This is a genomic window from gamma proteobacterium symbiont of Axiagastus rosmarus (assembly GCF_059730925.1).
Genome location: NZ_AP035926.1, coordinates 257161 through 269881, shown reverse-complemented (window position 1 = coordinate 269881; position 12721 = coordinate 257161). Strand labels below are relative to the sequence as shown.

General features: G+C 58.9%; 12 protein-coding genes. 10 read left to right on the top strand and 2 right to left on the bottom strand.

The features are described 5' to 3' along the window. Positions 1–2: 2 nt before the first annotated feature. On the top strand, positions 3–866 hold the full coding sequence (locus AC6I8F_RS20635; protein WP_021509456.1) for a PfkB family carbohydrate kinase: 864 nt from the start codon (positions 3–5) through the stop codon (positions 864–866). Positions 867–901: 35 nt separating this feature from the next. Here AC6I8F_RS20635 and AC6I8F_RS20630 read toward each other — a convergent pair whose 3' ends face one another. Further along, positions 902–1852 (bottom strand): ABC transporter substrate-binding protein, encoded by a 951-nt coding sequence (locus AC6I8F_RS20630; protein ID WP_058758765.1) that lies wholly within the window; start codon positions 1850–1852, stop codon positions 902–904. 341 nt (positions 1853–2193) lie between these two features. Between AC6I8F_RS20630 and AC6I8F_RS20625 the strand changes: the two genes are divergently transcribed. The 7 genes from AC6I8F_RS20625 to psrA all read left to right on the top strand — a co-directional run bounded on the left by AC6I8F_RS20625 (position 2194) and on the right by psrA (position 9368). Further along, a complete protein-coding gene (locus AC6I8F_RS20625) occupies positions 2194–3231 on the top strand; it encodes a LacI family DNA-binding transcriptional regulator (RefSeq protein ID WP_127834871.1) in 1038 nt (345 codons plus the stop codon). Between the two features lie 360 nt (positions 3232–3591). Beyond that, the gene (locus AC6I8F_RS20620) at positions 3592–4338 is read left to right on the top strand and encodes an ATP-binding cassette domain-containing protein (RefSeq protein ID WP_021509459.1); all 747 of its coding nucleotides are present in this window, start codon (positions 3592–3594) and stop codon (positions 4336–4338) included. Positions 4339–4356: 18 nt separating this feature from the next. Then, on the top strand, positions 4357–5358 hold the full coding sequence (locus tag AC6I8F_RS20615; protein ID WP_164861075.1) for an ABC transporter permease: 1002 nt from the start codon (positions 4357–4359) through the stop codon (positions 5356–5358). Positions 5359–5361: 3 nt separating this feature from the next. Next, the gene (locus AC6I8F_RS20610; RefSeq protein WP_059012264.1) at positions 5362–6441 is read left to right on the top strand and encodes a phosphotriesterase family protein; all 1080 of its coding nucleotides are present in this window, start codon (positions 5362–5364) and stop codon (positions 6439–6441) included. Between the two features lie 14 nt (positions 6442–6455). Next, positions 6456–7211, top strand: a complete 756-nt coding sequence (locus tag AC6I8F_RS20605) for a glutamine amidotransferase (protein WP_127834870.1) — start codon at positions 6456–6458, stop codon at positions 7209–7211. Continuing rightward, complete coding sequence (locus tag AC6I8F_RS20600) at positions 7211–8326, top strand: M20 family metallopeptidase (RefSeq protein ID WP_127834869.1); 1116 nt, start codon at positions 7211–7213, stop codon at positions 8324–8326. Before AC6I8F_RS20605 ends, AC6I8F_RS20600 begins: the two co-directional genes overlap by 1 nt. A 142-nt stretch (positions 8327–8468) precedes the next feature. After that, complete coding sequence (gene psrA / locus AC6I8F_RS20595) at positions 8469–9368, top strand: L-proline-binding transcription factor PsrA (RefSeq protein WP_104093600.1); 900 nt, start codon at positions 8469–8471, stop codon at positions 9366–9368. Here the strand turns inward: psrA and AC6I8F_RS20590 are convergent. Next, a complete protein-coding gene (locus tag AC6I8F_RS20590; RefSeq protein ID WP_222952343.1) occupies positions 9365–10660 on the bottom strand; it encodes an MFS transporter in 1296 nt (431 codons plus the stop codon). The two genes, psrA and AC6I8F_RS20590, sit on opposite strands and share 4 nt — an antisense overlap. Positions 10661–11008: 348 nt before the next feature. Here AC6I8F_RS20590 and AC6I8F_RS20585 point away from each other — a divergent pair, with 348 nt between their 5' ends. After that, positions 11009–11362, top strand: a complete 354-nt coding sequence (locus tag AC6I8F_RS20585) for a metalloregulator ArsR/SmtB family transcription factor (RefSeq protein ID WP_021509466.1) — start codon at positions 11009–11011, stop codon at positions 11360–11362. Between the two features lie 69 nt (positions 11363–11431). Next, positions 11432–12715 (top strand): arsenic transporter, encoded by a 1284-nt coding sequence (locus tag AC6I8F_RS20580; RefSeq protein ID WP_127834867.1) that lies wholly within the window; start codon positions 11432–11434, stop codon positions 12713–12715. Positions 12716–12721: the final 6 nt, after the last annotated feature.

Genomic DNA, 12721 nt, shown 5'->3' with positions numbered 1-12721 from the left:
CTATGCGTGTCTATGTTGCAGGCAATATTGTGGTGGATGAAACCTGGTCCATCGATCAACTCCCTGAAAAAGGCGCCTCAATTCATGGCAAAAAAATTGCGCAGGATATCGGTGGCAAAGGCGCCAATCAGGCAATCATACTTTCGCGTTGCGGCATCGATACGCGCTTAATTAGCGCCACCGGCGATGATATTAACGGCCAGTGGATCCGCGGACGCATCCGGCACGAGAAATTAACCTTACTGCCGCCTCAGTTTTTGTCTGCTCACAGTGACACCTCAATTATTTTTAATAGCAGCGATGGCGATAATGCCATTATTACTACCACCGCCGCGGCCGACGCACTGGCAGCGGATATTATCCTGGCTTACTTAGCCGATGCCGCTGCCGGCGATATTCTGCTGCAGCAGGGCAATTTTTCTGCGGAGAAAACCCGCCGGTTATTTAGCTGGGCAAAAGCGCATGGCTTAACCACGGTATTTAATCCTTCACCGGTCAATCCGGACTTCGCCGATCTCTGGCCACTGATTGACATCGCGGTGGTCAATCAACCGGAAGCCGATCTGCTGCAACCCGCCGGCGTTAACACGCTGGTGATTACCCAGGGTGCTGCCGGTGCGCTGCTGATGCGCGGCAATCAGCGCGTGTACTGCCCGGCGATGAACGTCGCGACCGTCGATACCACCGGCGCCGGTGACACCTTCCTCGCCGTGCTGCTGGCGTCTGCCCTGCTGCGCGGCGTCGCGCCCGACCTGCTGGCGCTGCAGCATGCCAGCGCGGCGGCGGCGATCACCGTCAGTCGCACTGGCACGCTGAACGCGTTTCCCGATGCTGATGAATTACAACGTATTCTGGCGCAGCGCTAAGCCTGGGCGCAGACGTTCGCGTCTGCGCCTGGCGGTTACTTAAACAGCGAACGGTAGCTATCGACGTTGGCTTTGGTCACCACCGTGGCCGGAACCAGAATGGTTTTGCTCACGGTTTTGCCGGCCGTCAGGCTATTCAGCGCTTTCAGCGCTTCTTCACCCATTTTCTTCGGATCCTGCTGCAGCACGGCGGTAACGTAGCCACCGTCAATGCCGCTGATGGCTTTTGCCGTAAGATCCCAGCCGAATACCTTGATGTCCTTCTGCCGCCCCTGGTTTTCTACTGCGGCAATGGCACCCAGCAGCGCCGGCTCGCCGGTGGCATAGATCGCGGTGAGATCCGGGTTGCCGGTAATCAGGTTTTCGGCGGCGGTCATGGCGTTGTCCTGAATATTCTGGCCATCGACCACATCGGCGACCGTTATCTGGCTGTTGCTTTTAATCGTCTCTTCAAAGCCTTTCTGGCGCTGGTTTTGGATGGCCGAATTGAGCGCGCCAACAATTCCCAGTCGCGCTTTGCCGCCCATCTCTTTCGCAACATAATCGACAAAGTATTTGCCGAGGATTTTTCCACCTTCGAGGTTATCTACCCCCACCTGCGCTGCCTGCGGACCGGCAGGCAATACGGCATCAATCGCAATCACCGGAATATTCGCCGCTGCGGCTTCTTTTATCGCTGGCATAATACCGTTGACATCAATCGCATCCACCAGAATGCCTTTCACTCCCTGCTGAATATAGTTTTCAATCGCATCGTTTTGCGCCACGGGATTATCGTTGGCGTTATAAATCACCAGCTGTTTACCGCTGGCTTTGGCCGCTTCCTGTGCGCCCTGATTCATCAGGTTAAAAAACAGCGCCTGCTGATTAATCTGGACTAACGCATAAGTGGGTGCGGCGTGAGCCTGAACGCATAATGAACCTGCGGCGAGTAAACCACTCGCAATGAACAGTGAACGCAGTTTTCCGCTGAAAGATGACATCATTGAGTTCCTCGTCGGGAATAATAATAACCAGCGCTTCTCAGCGACGTACCGCTGAGCGTTTTTTTTGGCAGGTAAATATCAGTTCAATGATTCTGAGCACGGCGATAATGCCGTGTTTTGATGCCGCCGGCGTTGTCTTTTTCGGCATCCCATCCACTGGGAGTGCGGGGTGAAAAAAAACAATGTCGGGTTGGGAAGTTAATCCCGGTACTGCGGTAAACGCTTTATACAATTCGCCCGACGAATTTTTTTGTCAAGTGTTTATTTCTCCAGCAACGCAATCGGGAAAGCGCTGTATTAGTCGCGCTTAACTGTGTTACAGATAAGCCACCCCGGCAAACATGGCGAAATGGATGAGTACAAAACGCGTGTTGTTATCTGACGTGGCAAAGCTGGCTGGCCTGTCAAAAGCCACGGTGTCACGCTATCTGAATCACAGTATTGTGCTGCCGCAGGACACCGTTGACCGCATTGAAAGCGCGATCCGCACGCTGGACTATCGCGGTAATTCTCTTGCGCGGCGTTTAAGCAAAGGCGGCAGCGAAACCCTGGGCCTGGTGCTGCCGGATATCACTAACCCATTCTTTGCCGAACTGGCGGATGCCGCCGAAGAAGCGGCGTCAGCGCACGGTTACAGTCTGGTGCTGTGCATCACGCGTAACAACCCGGACAAAGAGGCGCAGTTTATCCGCTGGCTGGATACGCGCCAGGTGGATGGCCTGCTGTTCACCACCAACCGGCCGGACAACGGCCTGCTGCGCGATGAAATTCAGCGCCAGCGCCATGTGGTCTTGCTGGATGAAGACATTCCCGGCAGTAACGTGCCGAAGGTTTTTGCGGATAACGTGCAGGGTGGCCGCATGGCCACCGAGCAGCTGATCGCCGCCGGGCACACGCAGATTGCGTTTATCGGCGGCCCGGAGCAGCTGATGAGCGTGCGCGAACGCTATCTTGGCTTTTGCACCGCGATGCAGCAGGCCGGTTTAACCGTACCGCCGCAATGGGTGATGTATGGCAACTACGAACGCGCATTTGGTCAGCAGGCGTTGCAGCACCTGTTCCGCTGCACGCCGCGCCCTACCGCCGTGTTCGCCGCCAGTGACTATCTGGTGCTGGGACTGCTCGACGGTCTGCGCGCCATCGGCCTGCAGGCACCGGCGGCGCTGTCGCTGGTCGGCTTCGATGACGCCAACTACAGCGATCTGACCCAGCCGCGCATCTCCACCATCCGCCAGCCAGCGCGCCAGCTGGGCCACACGGCGGTGAGCATCATGCTGCGCCTGCTCAACAACGACAGCAGCATCCCGATGGAGACACGTTTACCGGTGGAATGGATTGGTCGCGATTCGGTGGGATTTGTTAGCGATGTCCCAAAATGAGGCAAAACCGCACAATTATGGCGCAAAAAGTGAGCGATTTTTTCCGTTAGCGGTATAGTGAGTAAACCGGTTTACTTGCTGATTACATAACATACGATGTATTACAACAAGTTAGCCGCGAGTGCAGTGCCTGTTATTCAGGCTGGCATGGATGCTGCAATGTCATACCTGGCGAGTAAATATCATTGTAGCGTTTACCCTGTTGCTGTGAATTAAGGGTTTATCTGACAGGTAAACCGGTTTACTAGATTGTAAATCGTGTCAGATAGCCTCTTTTTCGCGACCGGCTAAACATTTCCCACAGGCGTTGATGGGAGTGATCCAATGCAGCAATTACAAGCTCTTCCGGCCCGGGTTGAGATGATTAACATCACCAAAACCTACGGCTCAATTCGTTCTCTGCGCGGCGTCAATCTGCAGCTGGCCCCCGGCGAAGTGCTCGGTCTGGTGGGCGACAACGGTGCCGGCAAATCGACGCTGACCAAAGTGCTGTCCGGCGCGGTGATCCCCACCAGCGGCGCGATCCGCATTGATGGCGAACAGCAGCACTTCAGCAATCCGGCGGATTCGCGCCGTTGCCATATCGAAATGGTTTATCAGGATCTGTCGCTGTGCGACACGGTCGACGTGGCCGGTAACCTGTTCATGGGCCGCGAACCGACCAGACGCATCCTCGGCGTGCCGTTTCTCGATCAGGCCACAATGCATGCGCAGGCGCGTGAGATGCTGAAAGGCCTCGGCATCTCGATTCCCGATACCCGTCTGCTGGTGCGTAACCTCTCCGGCGGGCAGCGCCAGGCCATTGCTATCGCCCGTGCCGCCGCGTTCGATCCTAAAGTGCTGATTATGGATGAACCCACTGCCGCACTGGCGGTAGCGGAAGTCGAGGCGGTGCTGGAGCTGATTCGCCGCGTGTCGGCGCGTGGCGTCAGTGTGATCCTCATCACCCATCGGCTGCAGGATCTGTTCCTGGTGTGCGATCGCATCATGGTGATGTACGAGGGCACTAACGTGGCCGATCGCCGCGTGGCGGACACCAGCCTGAGCGATATCGTCAACCTGATCGTGGGTGAGAAATTTACCGCGCAGTCCGCGGCAGCACACTGAGGTAACAGGATGAGCATCATGAATTTAGGCAGTTCACGCATGATCCAGCACTCTCTGCCGCGCCGCTTGTTGCATAACCATTCGGGTGTGGTGAGCATCGCGCTGTTTTTTGTCTTTTGCTGCGTGGTGTTTTCGCTGATCACCAGCAACTTTCTCACCAGCACCAACTGGCTGAATATCATCCGTCAAAGTGCCCCGCTGCTGATCGTCGCTACCGCGATGACGCTGGTGATCACTACCGGCGGCATCGATTTGTCAGTCGGCTCAACACTGGCGCTGGTGGGCGCGCTGTCGGCGATTGCGCTCAATAACTGGGGCCTGCCGTGGCCGGTGGTGCTGATTGGCGGGCTGCTGCTCGGCGCGCTGGTGGGCGCCATCAACGGCTTCTTTATCGCCTGGGAAGGGATACCGGCATTTATCGTCACGCTGGCCACGCTGGCAGTGGTGCGCGGCATCGCGCTGCTGGTGACGCAGGGCTATTCGATTCCGGTGCCGGCTGACAGCCTGTTCACCTTTATGGGTCGCGCCTGGGTGCTGGGGATTCCCATGCCGGCGCTGATCGGCATCGTGGTGCTGCTGGCCGGTCACATTGTGCTTAATCACCTGCGCTTTGGCCGCTACGTCACCGCCATCGGTGCCAACGCGGAAGGCGCACGCCGCAGCGGTATCAATACCAAAGCGGTGACCATGAAAGTGTACATTCTCAGCGGTATGGCGGCGGCGCTGGCTGGCATGATCATCACCGCGCGCCTCGGCAGCGGCTCTTCTAACCAGGGCGAAGGTTTTGAACTGCAGGTGATTGCGGCGGTGGTGCTGGGCAGTACCAGCCTGTTTGGCGGCTTTGGAACCGTGATCGGTACGCTGCTCGGCGCGCTGTCGATTGCCATTATCCAGAACGGCCTGATTTTGTCGCATATCTCGCCGTTTTATACCCAGATCGCCACTGGCACCATCATTCTGCTCGCCATCTGGCTCAACACCCGCATTCTCAACCCGAGCCGCGCGCCCGCCAAAGGATAGCCCATGAAAGGATCAATTTTTCGCCATGCGGATCCGTTGCCGCTCGGCGTCAGCAGCGGTCAGGTGATGACGGTGCTCGGTCCGCTGCCGGTGGCGGAGATGGGTGTAACGCTGATGCATGAGCATATTTTACTGGATGCCTCCGGTAAATGGGTGCCGCCCTGCTGCTGTAGCGACCGCCACATTGCTGAAATGCCGGTGCGCATCGAGAACCTCGGCGAGCTGTCGCTCAACCCGCTGATGAGTCGCGACAACTGCCAGCTGTTTGACGTCGATACCGCGATTGACGAGCTGATGAAATACCGCGCGCTGGGCGGCGAAACGGTGATCGATCCGACCAATATCGGCATCGGCCGCGATGGTAAAGCACTGCAGCGCATCGCTCGTCTTACCGGCCTGAATATTGTGATGGGTACCGGCCTGTATCTGGAGCCGTCGCATCCGGAGTGGGTAAAAAACATCAGCGTGGAACAGCTGACCGACAAGCTGATTTATGACCTGGGCGGGCTGCCGGACAAGCCGGAGGTGCTGGCCGGGCTGATCGGTGAAATCGGTATCTCCAGCCGCTTCACGCCTGATGAAGAAAAATCGCTGCGTGCCGCCGGGCGCGCCAGTGCGGCCACCGGCGTACCGATTCAGGTGCATCTGCCGGGCTGGGAGCGGCTCGGCCATAAGGTGCTGGATATTCTGGCGCAGGAAGGCGCCGATCTGCGCCACACCGTGCTGTGTCACATGAACCCCAGCTTTGCCGACAAAACCTACCAGCGCGAGCTGGCGGATCGCGGCGTGTTCCTCGAATACGACATGATCGGCATGAGCTACTACTACGCCGACGAATCGGCGCAGTCACCGTCCGATGAGGAGAACGCGCGCGCCATTTGCGCACTGATCGACGACGGTTATCTGCAGCAGATTTTGCTGTCCCAGGACGTGTTCCTGAAAACCATGCTGACGCGCTACGGCGGTCACGGCTATGGCTACATCCTCAAACATTTTGTGCCGCGCCTGAAACGTCATGGCGTCAGCGGCGAACAACTCGAAACCCTGATGATCACTAATCCGCAACGGGTGTTTGGCGGATAAACGGAGAAGTTGGCATGCAAAAGAACGTCTTGCTGGTCGGTGAATCCTGGACCAGTACCGCAACGCACGTAAAAGGCTTTGATCAGTTTGCTACCGCCACCTGGCACAGCGGTGCGGCGGATTTTCTTGCCGCGCTGCAGGAGAGCGCCTATGCCGTGACGCATATGCCGGCCCACGCCGCCGCCACTGATTTTCCGCAGACGCTGGAGGATTTGCAGCGCTGGGATGTGATTATTCTGTCCGATATCGGTGCCAATACCCTGCTGCTGCATCCGGACACCTGGCTGAAAAGCCGGCGCACGCCCAATCGCCTGTCGCTGATTCACGACTATGTTGCCGCGGGTGGCGCATTGATGATGGTAGGCGGTTATTACAGTTTTCAGGGAATTAACGGCGGCGCACGCTATCGCAATACGCTGGTGGAGAAAGTGCTGCCGGTGCGCTGTCTGGCCTGGGATGACCGCATCGAAACGCCGGAAGGCAGTTACGCTGAGGTGACAACGTCACACAAAGTGGTTACCGATCTTGCCGGCGACTGGCCGTGGCTGCTCGGTTATAACGAAGTGGAGATGCAGCCGGAAGGCACGCTGCTGGCCACCGTGGCGGGCACCGGTCATCCGCTGCTGGCGGTGCGCGAATATCAGCAAGGCCGCTCGCTGGTGTGGACCAGTGACATGTCAGCCCACTGGCTGCCGGAAGAGTTCAGCCGCTGGCCGGGCTATCGCCAGCTGTGGATCAACTGTCTCGACTGGCTGACGGAGCGTGACTGATGGCACCGCGCTCACTGCCTCTGGCGCAGCAGCTGCTGAGCTTTGACACCATCAATCCACCGGGCAATGAGCTGGCCTGTGTGCAATTCCTCGCAGCGTGGCTGCAGGAGCAGGGCTTTGTGGTCGAACTGACGGGGTTTGGCGAGCAGCGCGCGAACCTGATCGCCCGCCTGCCGGGCCAGATGCCGGGCAAACCGCTGGCCTTTACCGGCCATCTGGACACCGTGCCGCTGGGTAATCAGCATTGGCAGTTTGATCCGTTTGGTCACGACATTGATGGCGACCGGCTGTACGGACGCGGCGCCAGCGATATGAAAGCGGCGATAGCAGCGTTTGTGCTGGCCTGCGTGCAGCACAAAGCGGCGATTGCCGCCGGGCGCGGCGTGGTACTGCTGCTGACCGGCGGTGAAGAGACCGGCTGCCACGGTGCCCAGGCGCTGATCGCGACCGGGCAGTTGCCTGAAGTTGGCGCGCTGATCGTGGGCGAGCCGACCGCCAACCAGCCGGTGATCGGCCACAAAGGCGCGCTGTGGCTGCGCTGCGAGACGCGTGGCAAAACCGCGCACGGTGCCATGCCGGAGCTGGGCATCAACGCTATCTATCTGGCGGCCGATGCGCTGGGTAAGATTCGTCACTTTTCACCGGGCGCGCCGCATCCGCTGATGAAACAGCCGACGCTGAACGTCGGCCGCATTGAGGGCGGCCTCAACATTAACTCGGTGCCGGACCGCGCCGCGTTTGATGTGGATATCCGCAGCGCGCCCAACCTGCAACACGCGGTGATTCGCCAGCAGCTGGCGACCTTTCTCGGTGACAGCGTGCACATCAGCACGCTGGTCGATTTGCCGGCGGTGCTGAGCCCGGAGCGGCACCAGTGGATTCAGTCGGTGTACCGTGCCTGCGAAGCCGTGACGCAGGAACCTGCGGAAGCGCGTATCGTGCCCTATTTTACCGATGCCTCGCTGCTGCTGCCGGCGCTCAGCGATCCGCCCTGCATTATTCTCGGTCCCGGTGAGCCGACGCTGGCGCACCAGACTGATGAATACTGCCTGGTGAGCCGTCTGAGCGAGGCTGAGCAGATTTACGGGCAGCTCATCGCTGAATGGATGCGCTGAGTGCCGCTGATGCGCTAAAAGCGGATTTTTTCCCTCTGCGCCGCCGGAAACGCCCTGCAGCCTGTTACACTCGTCGGCTATAACAACTTTTTAACGTCAGCGGCGCAGTGTGCTGGCGTTATTACGCAGGATAGTCGCGGTTATGCCCGTCAATTTTGACCTCAACGATCTCTACGCCTTCCGCGCGCTGGTGGAGTACGGCAACTTTCGTCTGGCGGCGGAGTCAATCTGCCTGTCGCAATCAGCGCTCAGCCGCAGAATTGAGAAGCTGGAAGCGGCGCTCGGTGCCCGGCTGTTTGACCGCACCACGAGGCGCGTCACGCTGACGCTGTATGGTCAGAACTTTGCTCAGCGCTCGGAGCAGTTGCTGGATAATGTCGAATCGATGCTGGCCGACGTCGAGCGCGCCAGCCAGGATCGCACTGGCCTGATCACCGTCGCTACCGTGCCCTCAGGCGCTTACTATTTTATGCCGGAGGTGATCCGCCGCTTTCAGACGCGTTACCCGCGCGTGCGCATCAAGCTGATTGATAGCAGCGTCGGCAACGTGATGGATGCAGTGAGCAGCGGACAGGCCGATTTCGGTATCTGCTTTGCGCGCAATTTACCGCCGGAGCTCACCTTCACGCCGCTGGTGGAGGATGTTTACGTCGCCGCCTGTCGCCACGATCATCCGCTGGCGACGCGCCAGCAGCTCAGCTGGCAGGAGTATTTTTTGCAGGATTATGTGGCGCTGGATAAGGTGTCCGGTAACCGCAATCTGCTGGACAGTGCGCTGGCGCATCTTACGCCCGCCCGGCAAAGTATCTGCGAAACGCGCCATGTCACGACGCTGCTGGGGATGGTAGAAGCGGGCATCGGCATTGCTGCCGTGCCCGCGATGTCGATGCCGGCGAACGGGCATCCGCTGCTGCGCCAGCTGGCGCTGACCGATCCGCAGGTCACCCGTTCGGTAGGATTAATTCGCCGCAGCGGACGTATGCAATCTTACGTCGCTGCGGAGCTGGAAAAGCTGATTATCGAACAGTCTCAGCACGCTTAACGCGCGGTTTGCAACGTCAGCGCGCGGCGGCGATACAGGTACAGCGTCGCCAGCAGCGCGCAAATCGCCGCAAAGCTCATCCAGTAACCCGGTGACGCTTTGTCGCCGGTGTATTCGATCAGCGCGGTAGACACCACCGGCGTGAAGCCGCCAAACAGCGCGGTTGCCAGGCTGTAGGCCAGCGAGAAACCGGCGACGCGCACTTCTGCCGGCATCACTTCAGTCAGCGCCGGTATCATCGCACCGTTATACAGGCCGTAAATAAACGACAGCCACAGCAGCACGCTCAGCATCATGCTGAAGGTCGGCGTCTGCGCCAGCAGCGTCAGTGCCGGGTAGGCGGTCGCCAGCGCCAGCAGCGTCATCGCCAGCAGCACCGGTTTACGCCCAAAGCGGTCCGACAGCGCACCGCCAACTGGCAGCCAGATAAAGTTGGAGATCGCCACCAGCAGCGTCACCAGCAGGCTGTCCGAGGCGCTCAGCATCAGCACTTTTTTGCCGAAGGTAGGTGCATAGACGGTAATGAGGTAGAACGCGGTGGTGGTCATCGCCACCATCAGCATCCCGGCAATCACCACCGGCCAGTTTTGTAACAGCGTGCTAAATACCTGACGCATATCCAGATGATGACGGCGCGCGCTGAACTCCTGCGTTTCCTCCAGACGGCGACGCAGAATAAAGATAAACGGCACGATCAGGCAGCCAAACAGGAATGGAATACGCCAGCCCCAGGCGCTGATGGCGCTCTGCTCCAGCGCAGCATTGAGCGCGAAGCCCATTGCGGCCGCGACCATGATGGCAACCTGCTGACTGCCGGATTGCCAGCTGGTGTAGAAACCTTTGCGCCCTGGCGTGGCAATCTCTGCCAGATAAACCGACACGCCACCCAGTTCTGCCCCGGCCGAGAAGCCCTGCAGCAAACGGCCAATCAGCACCAGCAGCGGCGCCCACAGGCCAATCGACTGGTACGACGGGATCAGCACGATCAGGAAGGTGCCCGCCGCCATGATCGACAGCGTGACGATCAGCCCTTTGCGCCGGCCAACCTTATCGATATAAGCGCCCAGCACAATCGCGCCAATCGGCCGCATCAGGAAGCCGGCACCGAACACCGCAAAGGTCATCATCAGCGACGCGAATTCGCTGCTGGCGGGGAAAAAGGTGTGCGCGATATAGGTGGCATAGAAACCGAACAGGAAGAAATCGAACTGTTCGAGGAAGTTGCCGGAGGTGACGCGGAAAATAGCGCCAACCCGGGCTCGGGTGGTCATCGGTAAGGCAGAGGAATGCATAAGTATCTCCAGTTTGTCCCTGGCGCTGTTATCAATCGCGCCTGCTTCGGAAGACTGGATCAGAACGTTAAGGTTAATAAGCGCAATAAACGCATGGCGTGATGCGTGCGGCGCATTAATCGCTGCCGGCAACGGGCCACCCTCAATATTAACAATGAGTTAACAAAGCCAGCCCCGTTTTTACTCCGCTCAGGCCCGCGGGCACCACAATACAGATTTGTGACCAGCTTCAAGCCGCTCACGGTGAGCCTGGCGCATCACAGGATAAACACATCTTTTTTTTCGCATATGTATTTGACTTCATCACGTCGCCGCACCACACTGTTTGCTTTCCATTCAGGAGGGATTATGTCGCCGCTAACGCCACTGCAGCTGTTTAAAAACCTTTCCGATGAGACGCGTCTGACGCTGGTGCTGCTGCTGAAAGAACGTCAGGAGCTGTGCGTGTGCGAGCTGTCTGCCATTCTGCAACTGCCGCAGCCGAAGATTTCCCGTCATCTGGCGCTGCTACGCAACAGCGGTTTGCTGAGCGATCGTCGTGACGGCAAGTGGATCCACTATCGCCTTTCGCCACATATGCCGGTGTGGGCAGCGACGGTGATCGAACAGGCATGGCAATGCCAGCGCGATGCGATCCATGCCCTGCTGCTGCCGGTGCAGCGTGACCAGCTGACCACCGATGGCCGGGCGGTGTGTCTGTAAAAAATTTTACCCATACATATTCGATTTACCATATATGAAACGAACACAACCTGACTTTCCGGAGGAAACATGTTACTGGCAGGGACTATTTTCGCCATTACTTTACTGCTGGTGATCTGGCAACCGCGCGGGCTGGGCATTGGCTGGAGTGCCAGCGCCGGCGCGCTTCTGGCGCTACTGACGGGCGTGGTGCATCCCGGCGATATCCCGGCGGTGTGGCAGATTGTCTGGAACGCCACCGCCACCTTTATTGCGGTGATCATCATTAGCCTGCTGCTTGATGAGGCCGGCTTTTTTGCCTGGGCGGCGCTGCACGTGGCGCGCTGGGGCGGTGGCAGCGGTAAAAAATTGTTCTCCTTTATTATCCTGCTGGGTGCCGCAGTCGCCGCGCTGTTTGCCAATGACGGCGCCGCGCTGATTCTGACGCCTATCGTGATCGCGATGCTGCTGGCGCTGGGTTTCAGCCGGGGGGCCACGCTGGCGTTTGTCATGGCGGCCGGTTTTATCGCCGATACCGCCAGCCTCCCGCTGGTGGTGTCCAATCTGGTTAACATCGTCTCGGCCGACTATTTCCGGATCGGCTTTGGCGATTACGCCGCTGTGATGGTGCCGGTCACGCTGGCGGCGGTGCTGGCGACATTGCTGATGCTGCACCTGTTTTTCCGCAAAGAGCTACCGCTCAGCTACGATCGCGCCCGGCTGACGTCGCCTGCGGCGGCAATTCGGGATCGAGCTACTTTCCGCGCGGGGTGGCTGGTGCTGCTCTTATTGCTGGCTGGCTTTTTTGCCCTTGAGCCGCTGGGCGTACCGGTGAGTGCCGTGGCCGCCGCAGGCGCACTGATGCTGTGGCTGGTGGCGCGGAGGGGTCAGGTGATTGATACGCGTAAAGTGCTGCGCAGCGCTCCGTGGCAGATTGTGGTGTTTTCGCTCGGCATGTACCTGGTGGTGTATGGTTTGCGCAACGCCGGGCTGACCGTCTGGCTCACCGGCTTGCTCAACGATTTTTCTTCCACTGGCCTGTGGGGCGCAACGTTTGCCACCGGCTTCTTCAGCGCCCTGCTCTCCTCCATCATGAATAATATGCCGACGGTGCTGGTGGGCGCCCTGGCGATTGATGCCAGCACGGCGCAGGGCGTAGTGCGCGAGGCGATGATTTACGCCAACATTATCGGCTGCGATCTGGGTCCGAAAATCACTCCGATTGGCAGTCTGGCAACGCTGCTATGGCTGCACGTACTGGCGCAAAAAGAGATTCGCATCAGCTGGGGCTACTATTTTCGCGTCGGCATCACCCTGACGTTACCGGTGCTGGCCGTGACGCTGGCAGCTCTGGCGCTGCGCCTTTCCCTTTGACCGTTA

What these genes read in the sequence shown, in the direction of transcription:
- AC6I8F_RS20635 (WP_021509456.1), top strand. Translation starts at nt 3, where the DNA reads ATGCGTGTCTATGTTGCAGGCAATATTGTGGTGGATGAAACCTGGTCC.
- AC6I8F_RS20630 (WP_058758765.1), bottom strand. Translation starts at nt 1,852, where the DNA reads ATGATGTCATCTTTCAGCGGAAAACTGCGTTCACTGTTCATTGCGAGT.
- AC6I8F_RS20625 (WP_127834871.1), top strand. Translation starts at nt 2,194, where the DNA reads ATGGCGAAATGGATGAGTACAAAACGCGTGTTGTTATCTGACGTGGCA.
- AC6I8F_RS20620 (WP_021509459.1), top strand. Translation starts at nt 3,592, where the DNA reads ATGATTAACATCACCAAAACCTACGGCTCAATTCGTTCTCTGCGCGGC.
- AC6I8F_RS20615 (WP_164861075.1), top strand. Translation starts at nt 4,357, where the DNA reads ATGAATTTAGGCAGTTCACGCATGATCCAGCACTCTCTGCCGCGCCGC.
- AC6I8F_RS20610 (WP_059012264.1), top strand. Translation starts at nt 5,362, where the DNA reads ATGAAAGGATCAATTTTTCGCCATGCGGATCCGTTGCCGCTCGGCGTC.
- AC6I8F_RS20605 (WP_127834870.1), top strand. Translation starts at nt 6,456, where the DNA reads ATGCAAAAGAACGTCTTGCTGGTCGGTGAATCCTGGACCAGTACCGCA.
- AC6I8F_RS20600 (WP_127834869.1), top strand. Translation starts at nt 7,211, where the DNA reads ATGGCACCGCGCTCACTGCCTCTGGCGCAGCAGCTGCTGAGCTTTGAC.
- psrA (WP_104093600.1), top strand. Translation starts at nt 8,469, where the DNA reads ATGCCCGTCAATTTTGACCTCAACGATCTCTACGCCTTCCGCGCGCTG.
- AC6I8F_RS20590 (WP_222952343.1), bottom strand. Translation starts at nt 10,660, where the DNA reads ATGCATTCCTCTGCCTTACCGATGACCACCCGAGCCCGGGTTGGCGCT.
- AC6I8F_RS20585 (WP_021509466.1), top strand. Translation starts at nt 11,009, where the DNA reads ATGTCGCCGCTAACGCCACTGCAGCTGTTTAAAAACCTTTCCGATGAG.
- AC6I8F_RS20580 (WP_127834867.1), top strand. Translation starts at nt 11,432, where the DNA reads ATGTTACTGGCAGGGACTATTTTCGCCATTACTTTACTGCTGGTGATC.